Source organism: Pseudomonas sp. RL, from assembly GCF_000647775.1.
Taxonomy (GTDB): Bacteria; Pseudomonadota; Gammaproteobacteria; order Pseudomonadales; family Pseudomonadaceae; genus Serpens; species Serpens flexibilis.
This window is the reverse complement of sequence record NZ_JBOY01000065.1, coordinates 1-18481: the sequence shown is the minus strand read 5'-3', so window position 1 is coordinate 18481 and position 18481 is coordinate 1. Positions and strand designations below refer to the sequence as shown.

General features: G+C 62.6%; 16 protein-coding genes and 1 pseudogene. 11 read left to right on the top strand and 6 right to left on the bottom strand.

The features are described from left to right. Positions 1-70 precede the first annotated feature (70 nt). From AS93_RS19250 to dfrA1, 6 genes and pseudogenes are all read right to left on the bottom strand, one after another. Positions 71-1870, bottom strand: a pseudogene (locus AS93_RS19250) (Tn3-like element ISPa38 family transposase); the annotation flags it as partial. A 54-nt stretch (positions 1871-1924) separates the two neighbouring features. Then, positions 1925-2689, bottom strand: coding sequence for an IS6-like element IS6100 family transposase (locus AS93_RS0111375; protein WP_001389365.1), 765 nt, complete (start codon positions 2687-2689; stop codon positions 1925-1927). Positions 2690-3195: 506 nt separating this feature from the next. Continuing rightward, positions 3196-3696, bottom strand: coding sequence for a GNAT family N-acetyltransferase (locus AS93_RS0111370; protein ID WP_000376623.1), 501 nt, complete (start codon positions 3694-3696; stop codon positions 3196-3198). A 127-nt stretch (positions 3697-3823) separates the two neighbouring features. Next, a complete protein-coding gene (gene sul1 / locus AS93_RS0111365; protein WP_000259031.1) occupies positions 3824-4663 on the bottom strand; it encodes a sulfonamide-resistant dihydropteroate synthase Sul1 in 840 nt (279 codons plus the stop codon). Continuing rightward, the gene (locus AS93_RS20320) at positions 4657-5004 is read right to left on the bottom strand and encodes a quaternary ammonium compound efflux SMR transporter QacE delta 1 (protein WP_000679427.1); all 348 of its coding nucleotides are present in this window, start codon (positions 5002-5004) and stop codon (positions 4657-4659) included. The genes sul1 and AS93_RS20320 overlap by 7 nt, the downstream gene beginning before the upstream one ends. Positions 5005-5707: 703 nt before the next feature. Continuing rightward, complete coding sequence (dfrA1, locus tag AS93_RS20310; RefSeq protein ID WP_000777554.1) at positions 5708-6181, bottom strand: trimethoprim-resistant dihydrofolate reductase DfrA1; 474 nt, start codon at positions 6179-6181, stop codon at positions 5708-5710. A 156-nt stretch (positions 6182-6337) separates the two neighbouring features. Here dfrA1 and intI1 point away from each other — a divergent pair, with 156 nt between their 5' ends. From intI1 to AS93_RS0111310, 11 genes are all read left to right on the top strand, one after another. Further along, positions 6338-7351: a class 1 integron integrase IntI1 gene (intI1, locus tag AS93_RS0111360; RefSeq protein ID WP_000845048.1), complete on the top strand. Its 1014-nt coding sequence runs from the start codon at positions 6338-6340 to the stop codon at positions 7349-7351. Positions 7352-7785: 434 nt separating this feature from the next. Beyond that, positions 7786-8346, top strand: a complete 561-nt coding sequence (locus tag AS93_RS0111355; RefSeq protein WP_015648284.1) for a recombinase family protein — start codon at positions 7786-7788, stop codon at positions 8344-8346. Between the two features lie 3 nt (positions 8347-8349). Beyond that, the gene (locus AS93_RS0111350; protein ID WP_027590725.1) at positions 8350-11316 is read left to right on the top strand and encodes a Tn3-like element TnAs1 family transposase; all 2967 of its coding nucleotides are present in this window, start codon (positions 8350-8352) and stop codon (positions 11314-11316) included. 251 nt (positions 11317-11567) lie between these two features. Further along, positions 11568-12764 carry a Fic family protein gene (locus AS93_RS19240; RefSeq protein ID WP_051587451.1) on the top strand — a complete coding sequence of 399 codons (1197 nt, stop codon included), beginning with the start codon at positions 11568-11570 and terminating at the stop codon, positions 12762-12764. A 305-nt stretch (positions 12765-13069) separates the two neighbouring features. After that, positions 13070-13828, top strand: a complete 759-nt coding sequence (locus tag AS93_RS0111340) for a hypothetical protein (RefSeq protein ID WP_027590724.1) — start codon at positions 13070-13072, stop codon at positions 13826-13828. A 100-nt stretch (positions 13829-13928) separates the two neighbouring features. Then, a complete protein-coding gene (locus tag AS93_RS0111335; RefSeq protein WP_027590723.1) occupies positions 13929-14135 on the top strand; it encodes an AlpA family transcriptional regulator in 207 nt (68 codons plus the stop codon). 43 nt (positions 14136-14178) lie between these two features. Further along, positions 14179-14421 carry a hypothetical protein gene (locus tag AS93_RS0111330; protein WP_027590722.1) on the top strand — a complete coding sequence of 81 codons (243 nt, stop codon included), beginning with the start codon at positions 14179-14181 and terminating at the stop codon, positions 14419-14421. Further along, positions 14414-15961 (top strand): ParB family protein, encoded by a 1548-nt coding sequence (locus AS93_RS19235; protein ID WP_051587450.1) that lies wholly within the window; start codon positions 14414-14416, stop codon positions 15959-15961. The genes AS93_RS0111330 and AS93_RS19235 overlap by 8 nt, the downstream gene beginning before the upstream one ends. 12 nt (positions 15962-15973) lie before the next feature. Next, positions 15974-16540, top strand: a complete 567-nt coding sequence (locus AS93_RS0111320) for a DUF2857 domain-containing protein (RefSeq protein ID WP_027590721.1) — start codon at positions 15974-15976, stop codon at positions 16538-16540. Further along, a complete protein-coding gene (locus AS93_RS19230) occupies positions 16540-17634 on the top strand; it encodes an STY4528 family pathogenicity island replication protein (RefSeq protein ID WP_051587449.1) in 1095 nt (364 codons plus the stop codon). Before AS93_RS0111320 ends, AS93_RS19230 begins: the two co-directional genes overlap by 1 nt. Before the next feature lie 148 nt (positions 17635-17782). Continuing rightward, positions 17783-18481: PFL_4669 family integrating conjugative element protein (locus AS93_RS0111310; protein ID WP_027590720.1), on the top strand; the 699-nt coding region annotated here is incomplete at its 3' end.

Sequence of the window (18481 nt, the reverse complement as noted above, 5' to 3'; positions counted from 1 at the left end):
TCAATCTCACCGGAGAATATCGCTGGCCAAAGCCTTAGCGTAGGATTCCGCCCCCTCCCGCAAACGACCCCATCTTGGTCAGGCCCAGGTTGATCGCGTCGGCGAGGATCGTGGTCAGCAACAGGTTTTTGTCCTTGGCCAGGTCGCCTGACTTCAGGTGGGCGAAGTGCCGGGTGAAGCCCGTCCATTCGTCTACCTCCAGCAGCAATTCGGTGATCTTGACGTGCGGTAGGATCATCGCCGTCTGGTCGATCAGGGCCTGTGCGGTATCGGGCACCGCCGCATCGAGCGGCGTGATCTTCAGGCCCGACTCCGTGATGATGGCGTCCGGCAGCTCGTTGGCCAGCGCCATGCGGTTGACGGTGGCGAGCTGCGTTTCCAGCAGCGTCAGCCGGTCATGCAGGTACTGGTCGCAATCGGTGGCCACGGCCAGCGGCAATTCGCTGGCCTGCTTGAGGCTGGCGAATTTCGCGGGCGGCACCAGGTAGTCCTCGAAGTCCTTGAACTGGCGCGAGCCTTGCACCCAGATGTCGCCGGAGCGCAGCGCGTTCTTCAGCTCCGACAGCGCGCACAGTTCGTAGTAGCGCCGGTCGATGCCGGTGTCGGTCATCACCAGCTTCTGCCAGCGCGGCTTGATGAACTCGGTCGGCGCGTCGGTGGGCACCTTGCGGGCGTTGTCGCTGTTCATGCTGCGCAGCACCTCGATGGCGTCGAGTACGTCCTTGGCGGCGGGCGCGGCCCGCAACTTGAGCACGTCGAGAAATTCCGGCGCGTAGCGGCGCAGCGTGGCGTAGCTCTCGCCGATGCGGTGCAGGAAATCGAAGTCCTCGGGTTGCGCGAGCCGCTGCGCTTCGGTGACGCTCTCGGCGAAAGCATCCCAGGACATGACGGCCTCGATGGCGGCGAACGGATCGCGGCCCGCTTGCTTGGCCTCGATCAGCGCCTGGCCGATGCGCCCGAACAGCCGCACCTTGGCATTGATCGCCTTGCCGGATGCCTGGAACTGCTGCTGATGCTTGTTCTTGGCGGCATTGAACAGCTTGCCCAGGATGCGGTCATGCAGGTCGATGATTTCGTCGGTGACGGTGGCCATGCCCTCGATGGCGAGCGCCACCAGGGTCGCGTAACGCCGCTGCGGCTCGAACTTCGCCAGGTCGGCGGGCGTCATCTGGCCGCCCTCGCGGGCGATCTTGAGCAGCCGGTTCTGGTGAACCAGCCGCTCGATGCCGGAGGGCAGGTCGAGCGCCTGCCACGCCTTGAGGCGTTCGATGTGTTCCAGCATGTGCCGCGAGTTCGGTTTGACCGGGGATTGCCGCAGCCAGGCCAGCCACGTCGTCTTGCCGTTGTCGCGGCGCTTGAGCAGATCGTCGAGGCGACGGCGATGCACGTCCGTCAGCGGCTCAGCCAAGGCGTCGTAGAGACGCCGGTTGGCGCGGGTAATCGCTTCGGCGCTCGCCCGCTCGACGGCGTTGAGGGCGGGCACAATGACCGACTGCCGCCGCAGGTGCTCGATCAAGGCTCTGGCCAGCACGATGCCCTTGTCGGTTTGCATGGCCAGCTCGGTCAGCAACTGGACAGCCTGCCGGTAGTGGCCAATCGTGAACGGCTGGAAGCCGAACACCGTTTGCAGCTCGACCAGGTGCTCGCGTCGGGTCTGCTCACGCTGCCCGTACTCGTCCCAGCTTTCGATGCCGACCTTGAGCTGGTTGGCGACCAGTCTCAGCAATGGCGGGAACGGTGGCTCATCAGCGCCAAGGATGACGCCGGGAAAGCGCAGGTAGCAGAGCTGCACCGCGAAGCCCAGCCGATTGGCCGGGCCGCGCCGCTGCCGGATGATGGAGAGGTCGCTTTCGCTGAACGTGTAGTGACGGGCTCTGTTGCAAAGATTGGCGGCAGTCAGAGGTAGGCTGTCGCTCTGCGCCGATCAGGCGGCTGCTGCGAAATGGTGGTTGAGCATGCCCATGGCCTCCGTCAGCGCCGAGGGCCCAATGCCAAAAGCTCTCTCCACAAGGCGCACCTCGCCCCTGATGCCGGGCTGCAGGCACCAGGGGCGAGCCTGTCCTTTGCGCAGGGCTCGCATGACTTCGAATCCCTTGATCGTGGCATAGGCCGTGGGGATCGATTTGAAACCGCGCACCGGCTTGATCAGTATCTTGAGCTTTCCGTGATCGGCCTCGATCACGTTATTGAGATACTTCACCTGCCGGTGGGCCGTCTCCCGGTCCAGCTTTCCTTCGCGCTTCAATTCGGTGATCGCTGCACCATAGCTCGGCGCTTTGTCGGTATTGAGCGTGGCAGGCTTTTCCCAGTGCTTCAGGCCTCGCAGGGCCTTGCCCAGGAACCGCTTCGCTGCCTTGGCGCTGCGGGTCGGCGACAGGTAGAAATCGATCGTGTCGCCCCGCTTGTCGACTGCCCGGTACAGGTAGGTCCACTTGCCCCGCACCTTGACGTAGGTTTCATCCAGGCGCCAGCTCGGATCAAAGCCACGCCGCCAGAACCAGCGCAGCCGCTTCTCCATCTCCGGGGCGTAGCACTGGACCCAGCGATAGATCGTCGTATGGTCGACCGAAATGCCGCGTTCCGCCAGCATTTCCTCAAGGTCGCGATAGCTGATCGGATAGCGACAATACCAGCGCACCGCCCACAGGATCACATCACCCTGGAAATGGCGCCACTTGAAATCCGTCATCGTTCCGTCCGTCCAATCTCCGCCAAGCATGCTCAAGCTTCACGATTTTTGCAACAGAGCCCACACGAGTATTGAGCATAGTCGAGATTGGTGCAGATCACTTCTGATATTGAACTGTCAGGAGCTGGCTGCACAACAGCCATTACGCCCAATCAACTGGTGCAGTCGTCTTCTGAAAATGACATTTGGTATCTCTCATAAACGGATGTTTTTGAGAGAACTATCTTCGGCCTTCACACGCACGAAAGGCGGCGAAGCTCCGCCGTTAATCCGTCCGCCGGAGATCTCGCCCAGGCAGGCTGAAGGCCGAGCAAGCCTGACAGGCCCGAAAAGCCCGGCACGGGCGTCGGCGGCGATGACGGCGGCGGCATTATCCAGGGTTGATGATGGAAGTGGAGGATATCGACAACCTCTCGCGCAACCAAGACATCGCGGTCGGACTGCAAGTGATCTTGAAGCCACGGGCCCGTCCCACCCCGACATGGACCTCGATGCCCGAACGGACGTTAGATTTCGAGTTCTAGGCGTTCTGCGATGAAGGTTGGATCCCAGCCGGGATTGAAAGTGTCGACGTGGGTGAATCCGAGCCGCTCGTATAGGCCACGCAGGTTCGGGTGGCAGTCGAGCCGCAGCTTGGCGCACCCCTGCGTTCGCGCGGCATGGCGGCAAGCCTCGATCAGCGCGGAGCTGACACCCCGGCCCGCATGTGTCCGTCGCACCGCGAGCTTGTGCAGATATGCGGCCTCCCCCTTGAGGGCGTCGGGCCAGAACTCGGGATCCTCGGCCGACAAGGTGCAACAGCCGACGATGCCGTCGCTGCAACTCGCGACTAGGAGCTCGGATCTCAGGACGAAGGTCTCCGCGAATGTCCGGTCGATCCGCGCGACGTCCCAGGCGGGCGTTCCCTTGGCGGACATCCACGCCGCAGCGTCGTGCATCAGCCGCACAACCTCGTCGATATCACCCGAGCAGGCGACCCGAACGTTCGGAGGCTCCTCGCTGTCCATTCGCTCCCCTGGCGCGGTATGAACCGCCGCCTCATAGTGCAGTTTGATCCTGACGAGCCCAGCATGTCTGCGCCCACCTTCGCGGAACCTGACCAGGGTCCGCTAGCGGGCGGCCGGAAGGTGAATGCTAGGCATGATCTAACCCTCGGTCTCTGGCGTCGCGACTGCGAAATTTCGCGAGGGTTTCCGAGAAGGTGATTGCGCTTCGCAGATCTCCAGGCGCGTGGGTGCGGACGTAGTCAGCGCCATTGCCGATCGCGTGAAGTTCCGCCGCAAGGCTCGCTGGACCCAGATCCTTTACAGGAAGGCCAACGGTGGCGCCCAAGAAGGATTTCCGCGACACCGAGACCAATAGCGGAAGCCCCAACGCCGACTTCAGCTTTTGAAGGTTCGACAGCACGTGCAGCGATGTTTCCGGTGCGGGGCTCAAGAAAAATCCCATCCCCGGATCGAGGATGAGCCGGTCGGCAGCGACCCCGCTCCGTCGCAAGGCGGAAACCCGCGCCTCGAAGAACCGCACAATCTCGTCGAGCGCGTCTTCGGGTCGAAGGTGACCGGTGCGGGTGGCGATGCCATCCCGCTGCGCTGAGTGCATAACCACCAGCCTGCAGTCCGCCTCAGCAATATCGGGATAGAGCGCAGGGTCAGGAAATCCTTGGATATCGTTCAGGTAGCCCACGCCGCGCTTGAGCGCATAGCGCTGGGTTTCCGGTTGGAAGCTGTCGATTGAAACACGGTGCATCTGATCGGACAGGGCGTCTAAGAGCGGCGCAATACGTCTGATCTCATCGGCCGGCGATACAGGCCTCGCGTCCGGATGGCTGGCGGCCGGTCCGACATCCACGACGTCTGATCCGACTCGCAGCATTTCGATCGCCGCGGTGACAGCGCCGGCGGGGTCTAGCCGCCGGCTCTCATCGAAGAAGGAGTCCTCGGTGAGATTCAGAATGCCGAACACCGTCACCATGGCGTCGGCCTCCGCAGCGACTTCCACGATGGGGATCGGGCGAGCAAAAAGGCAGCAATTATGAGCCCCATACCTACAAAGCCCCACGCATCAAGCTTTTGCCCATGAAGCAACCAGGCAATGGCTGTAATTATGACGACGCCGAGTCCCGACCAGACTGCATAAGCAACACCGACAGGGATGGATTTCAGAACCAGAGAAAGAAAATAAAATGCGATGCCATAACCGATTATGACAACGGCGGAAGGGGCAAGCTTAGTAAAGCCCTCGCTAGATTTTAATGCGGATGTTGCGATTACTTCGCCAACTATTGCGATAACAAGAAAAAGCCAGCCTTTCATGATATATCTCCCAATTTGTGTAGGGCTTATTATGCACGCTTAAAAATAATAAAAGCAGACTTGACCTGATAGTTTGGCTGTGAGCAATTATGTGCTTAGTGCATCTAACGCTTTTAGCAGGGGCGCGACGTCAGGAGCGTCCCTTGCCTAAACTTGTTAAGGCATTTGTGAACAAACGCCACCAGTATTTTGGTTTAGAACCAATGCATACTTCATACGAATACAGCCTATCTCGAATCAAGCAGGAACCATCCAAGATTGGCATAAAAGGTACATTCAACCTTTTCACTGCATCCCATTGGTGCACGTACTCGGTCTTGCAACTCGGACACTTTGGGTTTGCACCAGGAACAAACCTACCCCCGCAAGGGCAATCTGGAAGAGTTGCTGCTATTCGATCCAAGAGCTCTTGATTGATTTCATTTTCATACAGTAATGCATGGTCCTGCTCTCTATGGATTACATTCGAGCAAGTATCACAGAAAAAATGCGGGCAACTGTCGCTCATGCCGCTCGATTGCCAGGCAGGAGTTTCCTTCCCACACTTTGGGTTTGGGCATTTCATTCTTCCTATCCATGGTGCATTCGCTTCGTAATGTACGATTTTCATGTAGCCTTAACGCCTGGCACAGCGGATCGCAAACCTGGCGCGGCTTTTGGTACAAAAGGCGTGACAGGTTTGCGAATCCGTTGCTGCCACTTGTTAACCCTTTTGCCAGATTTGGTAACTATAATTTATGTTAGAGGCGAAGTCTTGGGTAAAAACTGGCCTAAAATTGCTGGGGATTTCAGGAAAGTAAACATCACCTTCCGGCTCGATGTCTATTGTAGATATATGTAGTGTATCTACTTGATCGATCAGGCTTTTGTATATCTCCCCACCACCTGAAACAATGACATGATCCGTTATTTTCTTTAGGTTGGTTAAAGCATCTTTAATTGATGGAAAGATCAATACGTTCTCATTGTCAGATGTAAAACTTGAACGTGTTACGACCGCATACTTTCGGTTGGGTAATGCTCCCATTGATTCAAAAGTCTTGCGTCCAACCAACAGCCATTGGTTATAGGTAATAGCTTTAAACAGGAGCTGTTCACCTTTGGCACTCCATGGAATATCAGGGCCATTCCCGATAACTCCATTCTTCGATATAGCTACCATTAGTGATAGTTTCACAATTCTTCCTCAGAGGTTAACTTTGTTTTAGGGCGACTGCCCTGCTGCGTAACATCGTTGCTGCTCCATAACATCAAACATCGACCCACGGCGTAACGCGCTTGCTGCTTGGATGCCCGAGGCATAGACTGTACAAAAAAACAGTCATAACAAGCCATGAAAACCGCCACTGCGCCGTTACCACCGCTGCGTTCGGTCAAGGTTCTGGACCAGTTGCGTGAGCGCATACGCTACTTGCATTACAGCTTACGAACCGAACAGGCTTATGTCCACTGGGTTCGTGCCTTCATCCGTTTCCACGGTGTGCGTCACCCGGCAACCTTGGGCAGCAGCGAAGTCGAGGCATTTCTGTCCTGGCTGGCGAACGAGCGCAAGGTTTCGGTCTCCACGCATCGTCAGGCATTGGCGGCCTTGCTGTTCTTCTACGGCAAGGTGCTGTGCACGGATCTGCCCTGGCTTCAGGAGATCGGAAGACCTCGGCCGTCGCGGCGCTTGCCGGTGGTGCTGACCCCGGATGAAGTGGTTCGCATCCTCGGTTTTCTGGAAGGCGAGCATCGTTTGTTCGCCCAGCTTCTGTATGGAACGGGCATGCGGATCAGTGAGGGTTTGCAACTGCGGGTCAAGGATCTGGATTTCGATCACGGCACGATCATCGTGCGGGAGGGCAAGGGCTCCAAGGATCGGGCCTTGATGTTACCCGAGAGCTTGGCACCCAGCCTGCGCGAGCAGCTGTCGCGTGCACGGGCATGGTGGCTGAAGGACCAGGCCGAGGGCCGCAGCGGCGTTGCGCTTCCCGACGCCCTTGAGCGGAAGTATCCGCGCGCCGGGCATTCCTGGCCGTGGTTCTGGGTTTTTGCGCAGCACACGCATTCGACCGATCCACGGAGCGGTGTCGTGCGTCGCCATCACATGTATGACCAGACCTTTCAGCGCGCCTTCAAACGTGCCGTAGAACAAGCAGGCATCACGAAGCCCGCCACACCGCACACCCTCCGCCACTCGTTCGCGACGGCCTTGCTCCGCAGCGGTTACGACATTCGAACCGTGCAGGATCTGCTCGGCCATTCCGACGTCTCTACGACGATGATTTACACGCATGTGCTGAAAGTTGGCGGTGCCGGAGTGCGCTCACCGCTTGATGCGCTGCCGCCCCTCACTAGTGAGAGGTAGGGCAGCGCAAGTCAATCCTGGCGGATTCACTACCCCTGCGCGAAGGCCATCGGTGCCGCATCGAACGGCCGGTTGCGGAAAGTCCTCCCTGCGTCCGCTGATGGCCGGCAGCAGCCCGTCGTTGCCTGATGGATCCAACCCCTCCGCTGCTATAGTGCAGTCGGCTTCTGACGTTCAGTGCAGCCGTCTTCTGAAAACGACAACGGCCCTATCCAGACGCACGGGAGCCGGTTTTCAGGGTGTACGGATAGGGTATACCCTAACTGGATGTCAGGAAAGGCCGCGCCGCACCGTCAGAATAGAGTCTACTTTCATATTCTTTGACACCTGCTTGCCAAGGTCACAGATTTCAGCCTGACAAATTCAAGGCTTAGGGCGCAATGGAACCAAAAACCAACGTAAGCCCTGCCGCCCATCCAGCCCATGGAGGCATCTTGCAGGGACAACGCATCGGTTACGTCCGGGTCAGCAGTTACGACCAGAACCCGGAACGCCAACTTGAGCAGGTCGAGATCGGCAAGCTGTTCACCGACAAAGCCTCGGGCAAGGACACCCAGCGTCCACAGCTGGAGGCCATGCTCGGTTTCGTCCGCGAAGGCGATACCGTGGTGGTGCACAGCATGGATCGCCTGGCACGAAACCTCGATGATTTGCGCCGCCTGGTGCAGAAGCTGACCAAGCGCGGTGTGCGCATCGAGTTCTTGAAGGAAGGCCTGGTGTTCACCGGCGAGGACTCGCCGATGGCCAACCTCATGTTGTCGGTCATGGGGGCCTTCGCCGAGTTCGAGCGCGCCCTGATCCGTGAGCGGCAGCGCGAAGGCATCGCCCTGGCCAAGCAGCGCGGCGCGTACCGGGGCCGCAAGAAGGCCCTGTCCGACGAGCAGGCTGCTACCCTGCGGCAGCGGGCGGCTGCCGGCGAGCCCAAGGCGCAGCTTGCCCGCGAGTTCAACATCAGCCGGGAAACCCTCTACCAGTACCTCCGCACGGACGACTGATACATGCCGCGTCGCTTGATCCTCTCGGCCACGGAGCGGGACACCCTGCTTGCGTTGCCGGAAAGCCAGGATGACCTGATCCGCTACTACACCTTCAACGATTCCGACCTGTCGCTGATCCGTCAGCGGCGCGGCGACGCCAACCGCCTGGGCTTCGCGGTGCAGCTCTGCCTGCTGCGCTACCCCGGCTATGCGCTGGGCACCGACAGCGAGCTGCCCGAGCCGGTCATCCTGTGGGTGGCCAAGCAGGTTCAGGCCGAGCCGGCGAGCTGGGCGAAGTACGGCGAGCGGGACGTGACTCGCCGCGAGCACGCCCAGGAACTGCGCACCTACCTGCAACTGGCTCCATTCGGCCTGTCGGACTTCCGCGTCCTGGTGCGCGAATTGACCGAGCTGGCCCAGCAAACCGACAAGAGCTTGCTGCTGGCCGGTCAGGCGCTGGAGAGCCTGCGGCAGAAGCGGCGCATCCTGCCGGCGCTGAGCGTGATCGACCGGGCCTGCTCGGAGGCCATTGCGCGGGCCAATCGGCGGGTCTACCGCGCCCTGGTCGAACCACTCACGGACTCGCATCGGGCCAAGCTGGACGAGCTGTTGAAGCTCAAGGCCGGCAGCAGCATCACCTGGTTGACCTGGCTGCGACAGGCACCGCTGAAACCCAACTCCCGGCACATGCTTGAACACATCGAGCGGCTGAAGACATTTCAGCTGGTGGACTTGCCCGAAGGCCTGGGCCGGCACATCCACCAGAACCGCCTGCTCAAGCTGGCCCGCGAGGGTGGGCAGATGACGCCCAAAGACCTCGGCAAGTTCGAGCCGCAGCGACGTTACGCGACCCTGGCCGCCGTGGTGCTGGAGAGCACCGCGACCGTGATTGATGAACTGGTCGATTTGCATGACCGTATCCTGGTCAAGCTGTTCAGCAGCGCGAAGCACAAGCATCAGCAGCAGTTCCAGAAGCAGGGCAAGGCGATCAACGACAAGGTGCGCCTGTACTCAAAAATCGGCCAGGCTCTGCTGGAAGCCAAGGAAAGCGGCAGCGATCCCTACGCGGCCATCGAGGCGGTGATTCCCTGGGATGAGTTCACCGAGAGCGTCAGCGAGGCCGAGCTGCTGGCCCGGCCGGAGGGCTTCGATCATCTGCACCTGGTCGGCGAGAACTTCGCCACCCTGCGCCGCTACACGCCGGCCCTGCTGGAGGTACTGGAACTGCGCGCCGCACCGGCCGCGCAAGGCGTGCTGGCAGCCGTGCAGACCCTGCGCGAGATGAACGCCGACAACTTGCGCAAGGTGCCGGCCGATGCGCTCACAGACTTCATCAAGCCGCGCTGGAAGCCGCTGGTGATCACCCCGGAAGGCCTCGACCGGCGCTTCTACGAAATCTGCGCCCTGTCCGAACTGAAAAATGCCCTGCGCTCCGGCGACATCTGGGTCAAAGGCTCGCGGCAGTTCCGCGACTTCGACGACTATCTGCTGCCGGCAGAGAAGTTCGCCGCGCTCAAGCACGAGCAGGCCCTGCCCCTGGCGATCAACCCGAACAGCGACCAGTACCTGGAAGAGCGTTTACAGCTGCTGGACGAGCAGTTGGCCATCGTCACCCGCCTGGCCAAGGACAACGAGTTGCCCGATGCCATCCTCACCGAGTCCGGGCTGAAGATCACCCCACTGGATTCTGCGGTGCCGGATCGGGCGCAGGCGCTGATCGACCAGACCAGCCAGTTGCTGCCGCGCATCAAGATCACCGAACTGCTGATGGACGTGGACGACTGGACGGGCTTCAGCCGCCACTTCACCCACCTGAAGGACGGTGCCGAGACCAAAGACCGGACGTTGCTGCTGTCCGCAATCCTCGGTGATGCGATCAACCTCGGGCTGACCAAGATGGCCGAGTCGAGCCCCGGCCTGACCTACGCCAAGCTGTCCTGGCTGCAAGCCTGGCACATCCGCGACGAAACCTACTCGGCGGCCCTGGCCGAGCTGGTCAACCACCAGTACCACCATGCCTTCGCCGCCCACTGGGGCGACGGCACCACCTCATCCTCCGATGGCCAGCGCTTCCGCGCAGGCGGCCGGGGCGAAAGCACCGGGCACGTCAACCCGAAGTACGGCAGCGAGCCGGGACGGCTGTTCTACACCCACATCTCCGACCAGTACGCGCCGTTCAGCACCCGCGTGGTGAATGTCGGCGTGCGCGATTCCACCTATGTGCTCGACGGCTTGCTGTACCACGAGTCCGATCTACGGATCGAGGAGCACTACACCGACACGGCCGGCTTCACCGATCACGTCTTTGCCCTGATGCACCTGCTGGGCTTCCGCTTCGCGCCACGCATCCGCGACCTCGGCGAAACCAAACTGTACGTGCCGCAGGTCGTGCAGGCCTACCCGACGCTGCGCCCGCTGATCGGCGGCACCCTGAACATCAAGCACGTCCGCGCCCATTGGGACGACATCCTGCGCCTGGCCAGCTCGATCAAGCAGGGCACGGTCACCGCCTCGCTGATGCTGCGCAAGCTCGGCAGCTATCCGCGCCAGAACGGCCTGGCCGTGGCCCTGCGCGAGCTGGGCCGGATCGAGCGCACGCTGTTCATCCTCGACTGGTTGCAGAGCGTCGAGCTGCGCCGCCGCGTGCATGCCGGATTGAACAAGGGGGAAGCGCGCAACTCCCTGGCCAGGGCGGTGTTCTTCAACCGCCTCGGTGAGATCAGGGATCGGAGCTTCGAGCAGCAGCGCTATCGGGCCAGCGGCCTCAACCTGGTGACGGCGGCCATCGTGCTGTGGAACACGGTGTACCTGGAGCGCGCCACCCAGGCGATGGGCGACACGGGCAAGCCGGTAGACGGCGAGCTGCTGCAATACCTGTCGCCGCTGGGCTGGGAGCACATCAACCTGACTGGCGATTACGTCTGGCGGCAGAGCCGCAGGCTGGAAGACGGTAAGTTCCGCCCGCTACGAATGCCCGGAAAACCTTAGCGTACGATTTTTTCCGAATTCTGCGGGCTCCCCTTCAAGCTGGAAGCCGCTGCGTACCCCAGTGGTCCATCATCCGCCAAATCCGCCGTAGCCGGACGCGAGGGGCGCGCTCCGGATGAGCCTGGCCGGCTTTTCGAATAGGCGAACCGAAGCTGTTTGCGGATTAGACAGTGAGCCGAATAGGCGGCATTATCGGCTCAAAAGGCGAGCCGAATAGATCGACTAATCGGCTCACAGATGAGCAGCAGACCATGAACGCACCCCTCTGGATCTGGCAGCAGCCCGATTGGCCACACTTCACCTGGCAAGCCGAACCGCTAGCCCCGGTGCTACGCGCCTGTACCCTGGCTCAAGGTCTCTTGCTCGGCATGCTCGGCGCGGTCGAGAGCGATACCGAGGTACAGAGCAGCCTGGATGCCATGCTGCAGAACATCGTGACTTCCTCAGCCATCGAGGGCGAGCAGCTGAATGTCGGCTCGGTGCGCTCATCCCTGGCGCGGCGCTTGGGGGTGAGCGAGGACGGTCGCACCACGGCGCGCTCCGAAGGATTGGCGGAACTGCAACTGGATGCCACCCGCGCATTTCAGCAGCCGCTGGATCCGCAGAGACTGTACAAGTGGCATGGCTGGCTGTTCCCCAGTGACGACAGCCTGCTGGTCCGCCCCCTACGCATCGGCGCACTGCGGGGCGAAGAGCCCATGCAGGTGGTCTCAGGCCGCATCGACCGGCCTACTGTGCACTTTGAAGCACCGCCACGCACGGGGTTGGAAGCGCAACTGGCCGACTTCCTCGCCTGGTTCGAACGCAGCCTCGGCGATGCCAGTCTGGACCCCTTGCTGCGCGCCGGCATTGCCCATTTCTGGTTCGTCACCCTGCATCCCTTCGATGACGGCAACGGTCGTCTGACCCGTGCGATCACCGACTTGGCCTTGGCCCAGGGCGAGCCCCAGTGCATCCGTTTCTACGCCATGTCGGCCAGTATCCTCGCCGATCGCGCCGGCTATTACCGCATCCTTGAAGCCAGCCAGAAGGGCACCCTGGATATCACGGCCTGGCTGCAGTGGTTCCTCGGCACGCTGCTCAGGAGCCTGGAACAAGCGTTTGCGCGGATCGACCGTGTTCTCGCCAAGGCTCGCTTCTGGCAGGTCCACCGGAACCAGGCCCTGTCTGCCGAACAAATCAAAGTGCTCAACCGCCTGCTTGATGGCGGGGAACGCGGCTTTGAAGACGGAATCAGTGCGTCCCAATACCAGGCCGTGGCGAAGGTTTCCAAAGCCACGGCCACCCGCCACCTTGGCGACCTGCTGGGGAAGGGCTGCCTCGTGCGGCTGCCTGGCAGTGGGCGGAGTACTCGGTACCAGGTTAATTGCGACCCGTCATCGTGTCATGGGGCGCCGGTTCATTCTGAAGCCCAGCCCACGGCAACTCACCGCCCCATGCGCGAATAACCCGCAGTGCCAGTGCGCCCGAGTCGCCGCAGCTACATGCACGAGACACTGCGAAGGGCGGCCTCTCGCTACGACTGACTGGTTCGCTCAGAGCACGCTTGGCATCCCCGCGACAACACGCGTTCTTGACGGTCCGGGGCGGCTGGTTTGACGAAAATCAACTGACCATTCAGTCATATTGCCGAGCGAGTCACCGAATAGCTCCTTGGCCAGGCTGCGCCCTGCTACCTCTCGCCGTTGCGAGCTACAGCTACTGGACGTTTTTTGTTCAGTAATGGAGTTCGCATACGCCAAGGAGGCAAGGCATGCAGGTAACACCAGTATCGAAAACCCACTACCGTCCCATCGAGGCCGCCATTCGCTGGCTGGGGCTGCTGCGCTACGAGAGTGTCATTCTCGCCGCGATGAAGCAGCCCAGAACTTTTCCGCGCAGTCTAAATTGCCCGCGCGGCTCAGAACTCCGGGCGCGCACAGAGCTCCTGTACGATGCCATCCAGAATGGTGATCTGCCCTACGGCAGGGCGGGTGTTACCAGCAACGATCCCGACCTTCTGGATTCTTCGGAGCTAACCATCCGTCACGTGGATCTGAGAAAGTGGATGGTGCGTCACTTTCCCACGCAGCGCCCGGCGTTCCTGTTCAGTCGCAGCGAGCGCAACATTCACCCGATCATTACCTTCGAGGCCGGCCAGGCGATGCTGGTTGAACGCGAGGCGCTGCGCGCAGAGATCTGCCAGTACCGGACCCGACTCCAGTATCTGGAGCAGCACCAGGAGGCGTTAATCAAACAGGCTGCCGCCATCCCCGCCGGTGTCGCTTGCCCCATCAGCGACCGCGCTGAAAAAACCTTCCTGCACATCATCGGTGGCTTGCTTTTCCTGCTGTTGGGTAAATCACCAGGCGGCAAGCCTTACTCCTGCTTCAAGACACAGGAGGCCATTGTCAGTGCCTTGGAGGCCCACTTTGACAAGTTTATGGGCATGACCGCGCGCACCTTGCGGGGCAAGTTTGCTCAGGCCAAACGCCTGATTTTTGCCACGGATCCAGACTCAGGGCCTATGTAACTGCAGTCGCCCAAACTGCATTTGCCGTGGATTTCGCCTCTGGCGTCTCTTCAATAAGGGTCACCTACAACCGCGCCTTGGCGCGAAAGGAGTGACCATCATGTTGAACAACCTGCTACCGGGCGAGCGCTGCATCCTGCGCCGTGTGGAAGTCGAGGCAAAGACCGGCTTGCGTCGGGCACAAATCTACGTACTGATAAAGCGAGGTACCTTTCCAAAGGCCGTGCGGCTGGGCTCGCGTGCCGTGGGTTGGGATTCAGACGAGGTGGAACAGTGGATCGCCGAGCGCTTCGCCGAACGGCGCTGATCCGCTTCCTGCTTCGTCACCCCACTCAAGGACGAGCCCAGCCATGTCACGTCTGCACAAGCTGACCCGTGGTCATCACCGGCTACGGCCACTGATCGAGTTCGCCCTGGCCGAGGGCTGGGAGGTCTGTCGCACCCCCGGCGGTCATTTGAAGTTCTGCAAGCCCGGGCTGCCGCACATCTACAGCAGCGCGACCGCCAGCGACCATCGCTCCGAGCGCAATGCCCGCGCCCGCCTGCGGCGCGCGGAGCGTCAGGCCGAGCACGAGGAACGCTGCCATGAGTGAACAGCCGATCAGTGCCCCGGTGTCCCTGGAGGACACGCCGCTGGTGGTGACGCTCGATCAGTTGCGTCCCTACGAGCACAACCCGCGCGTAACCCGTAATCCCCGTTACGACGAAATCAAGGCCTCGATACGCGAGCGTGGCCTGGACTCGCCTCCGGCCATCACCCGGCGGCCGGGGGAGGCTGAGTACATCATTCGCAACGGCGGCAACACCCGTCTGGCGATCCTGCGCGAGCTGTGGGCAGAGACGCGCGAGGAACGCTTCCTGCGCATCCCATGTCTGTTTCGCCCCTGGCCGGAGCGCGGCGAGATCGTCGCCCTGACCGGGCACCTGGCCGAGAACGAGCTGCGCGGCAGCCTGACCTTCATCGAGCGGGCCCTGGGTGTCGAGAAGGCCTGTGAGCTCTACGAAGCCGAGACGGGCCGGGCGCTGTCGCAGTCCGAACTGTCCCGGCGGCTGACCGCCGACGGCTACCCGGTGCCACAGCCACACATCAGTCGCATGCGCGAGGCGGTGACCTATCTGCTGCCGGCGATCCCCAATCTGCTCTATGGCGGGCTTGGGCGGCCGCAGATCGAACGCCTGACCCTGTTGCGCAAGGCTGCCCAGCGACTCTGGGACCGGCGCGCCACGCGGCGGCGGCCGGGATCGGCGTTCACCGAGGTGTTTCAGGACGTGCTGGCACAGTTCGATGGCGTGGTGGACGGGCTTTCCGTGCAACGTGTCCAGGACGAGCTGCTCGGTCAGTTGGCCGGGCTGCTGGAGTCCGACTACGACACCCTGGCGCTGGAGCTGGAAGAGGGTGAGAACTGGCAGCAGGCGCTGCTCCAGGAACCGACGAGTCCGGTGGCACCGCCGCAGCTGTCACCACCGGCCGATGCATCGCCCTGGCCGGTTGCGCCGGCCCGCCAGACAGCCGATAGCGAGTGTTTCGATCCGCCTGCCCAGACGCAGCCCGGCGAGTCGGCGGGCGCCGAGATCCGGGAGATCCACAGTGTCTCGCCCGGAGCCGGCACCGAGCGTTTGCGCGCCATCCAGCAATTGACCGCCGAACACCTGGGCGAACCGCTGGCCGATTTTGCCAGCACAGGCGAGCAGCCGATCCCCGCTCCGGCGGACGGGCTGGATCCCATCCCAAATATCTGGTTCATCGCGCCCGCGCTGGATGAGCCGGGCGCGTTGCGCGTGCACATCGCGCAACTGGCCCAAGAGATCGCCGCGGAAGCCGATCTGGATGCCGGCATCGAGGCGAGCGCTGAGGGTATTGGCTACCGCTGTCGAGACGTGGCGATTCAGGCGGAAGCCCGGCCGCTGTTCGGCCTGCTGTCGGCCTTGAGTGGTTCGGCGGATTCCACCGTTGCGTTGCCGGGGCTACCCGCAGACCACCTCGCCGCGCTGCTGCTCGGCGCCGGGGAAACCCGGGTGGCGCGGCTCAGCGATGCGGGACTGATCAAGCTGTTCAGGGTGCTGCGCCTGGCGCGCCGGGTGCTGGAACTTGAGGTGCCGCAAGAAGGCACCGCTGCGGTTCACGTTTGCTGAGAGGCGGCTGGCATGTCCATATCCCATCCCCTGAACCAGGCGGTGATCAATCAGGCCCTGCAGGATCTGCGCAACGGCCAGCTACGGCGCTGCCTAGCCATGGGCTTTGCCGAGCGCGACCTGGATGCGCTCAAGCACCCCGAGCTGGTCAGCATGCTGGTCAATGCCCGGGTGCCCTGGTGCACGGTCACGGTCAATCGCGAGGTCCTGCGGCGGCTGTTGCAGCAGGTCCGGCAGGTCGAGCAGGAGGTGGCGATCATCGATCGCATGCTGCGGGCCGGGGCCAGCACCGAGCTGGTCAGCCAGTTCTACGGCCTGACCCACCAGGAGGTGGCGTTGCGCCGCGCGGTGCTCGGCCTGCCCAAGCGCAAGGGGCGCCATCCCGTGCTGAGCGAGGCGCAGGAAATCGAGCTCTGGCATCGCTGGCAGCCGGAGCTGCAACGCCGCCAGCAGCCACTCGATGACACCCACGGGCTGCTGCTGATGACCCTGGACGTGGCGCAAGCCATAGCGCTGCCGCTGTCGGTGGTGTGGGCCACCGTGCAGCAGTGGATCGAGCAGGGCCTGGTGTCCGGATAGTGGCCACTCCGCCGGTTGATCGCGGCGGGCCGGTCGGGTCCGGTAAGTCCGGCCCGGATGGCTTTCTGTTCAGCGGCAACCGTCACGAGAGCACTCCGCGCGGCTTGCTGCTGGATCCCAGGCTGACGCCTCTGGAGCGCAACGCCTGGCAGGTGTTGCGCCTGCACATCACGGGCGAGGGTGTGACCGCCTTCCCCAGCTACGAGCAGTTGCGCCCCTTCCTGGCGACCATGCCATGCGGCGCCCGGGCTTCCTGCGAAACCATCGCCCGCGCCCTGACAGTGCTGCGCCTGACGCGCTGGCTGAGCCTGGTGCGCCGCCGCCGCGACGCCCGCAGCGGCCGCCTTCAGGGCAATCTCTACGTGCTGCACGACGAGCCGCTGTCGCCGTGGGAAGCCATGCAACTGGATGCCGAATACCTCGGGCTGCTCAGCCAGGCGCTGGGGCATGCCAGCAAGGTCGTCCAGCGCGTGGGATGGCACACCCTGCAGGAAATCGGTGAGGATCCTCGGATTTCCGAACAGTCCCTGCCGACCCGCCTGCAGGTGCTGGCCCAGCGCATGAAGACCATTTCCGAATCCGAAGCGGGGCGGACTGACTGGCTTCGGAATCCGAACGACCTGCCTTCGGCATCCGAAGCAGGGCCGCAAGCCGCACCACCCGTCTTGCTACCGAATCCGAAGCGGGACCGTACAGTACAAGCCACAAAAGAAGTACGTACTACGGCGTCGGGCAGCCGCGAGGACCAGTCATTGCGCCTTCCCGAGCGCTTCGGCAGGTTGCAGGCGGAACAGCGGCACGGCGCGCTGGCCGCCTTGCAGCGCCTCGACGCCAGCGATCGCCAGGCGGTGCTCGACGAGTGGGACGCCCGCTGCCGGCGCAGCAGTATCCGCAACCCCGCCGGCTACCTGTTCGGCATCATCCAGAAGGCGGCGCGGGGTGAATTCAGGGCCTGGGCAGGCCAGGCGCAATGCGCGTCGCACAGCCCGGCGCCGCCGCCGGTTGAAGAGCCGAGGCCTGCCGCCAAACCGGCCGAGCCCGAAGCGGTCCGCCAGCACATCGCGCAGTTGCGGGACCTGCTGCGGCGCAAGTGACCGGGCTGGCGGCAGGCCGCGGCTATACCAGTGGTATAGCCTTGCGGGCGAGCGCACAAAGCGGCGGGCCCTGCTGCAGTTTACCGACTGCACGCCTTCCATATCCTGCCCAGTCTGGCGGCACGTTCCCCCACTTCGTGACCCGCCCATGGCCAACGACTCCCTGCAGCTCAACCTCGGCTCGCTGCGCAGCGCCATCTCGCTGACGCTGCACACCCACCACGCCGCCCGGGTATGGCGCGGCCGGGCGCCCAGCGCGGAGCGCCCGGGCATCATCGGCCTCAGCGCCTTTGTCGCCAGCGTGAACCGCATGAAGCGCGGGGCGGAGCAGGACGACCCCTACAGCGACTGGTGGATGCTGCGTATCGAGGAGAAGCTGGAGCAGACCCGTTCCAGGCTGCAGCTGCTGCGTCAGCAGGTGGATGAAGCCCTGGCCAGGGTGCCGTCGGCGTTGTCCCTGGGCGAGAACCTCAACCTGCAGCCGGTGAAGCTGCCGCTGTTCATCAACGCTCAGCTGGGCTTCATGGCCGTCTACCTGCTCGCCGAATACGACGAGGTGGTGCGCAAGCTGATCCTGGCCCACCACACGGCGCTGATTGACCGGCACACCCTGGATATCTGGCTGGAGGAGGGCGCGCACCTGCTGCGCAGCCTGTTCACCGTGGCCCAGCAATACCAGTATTCCGGCACGGTGCGCGACGACTTCGCCGCGCAGAACGCGGCTGCCCGGGCGGCGCTGGAGAAGTACGGTCCCTTGCCGCAGGACGTGCTGGAGGGCACCCGGCGCTCGCGCTTCGCGCCGCCGCGGGTGCGGCGCCAGACGCCGGCAGGCGAGGGCGGCGAGCTG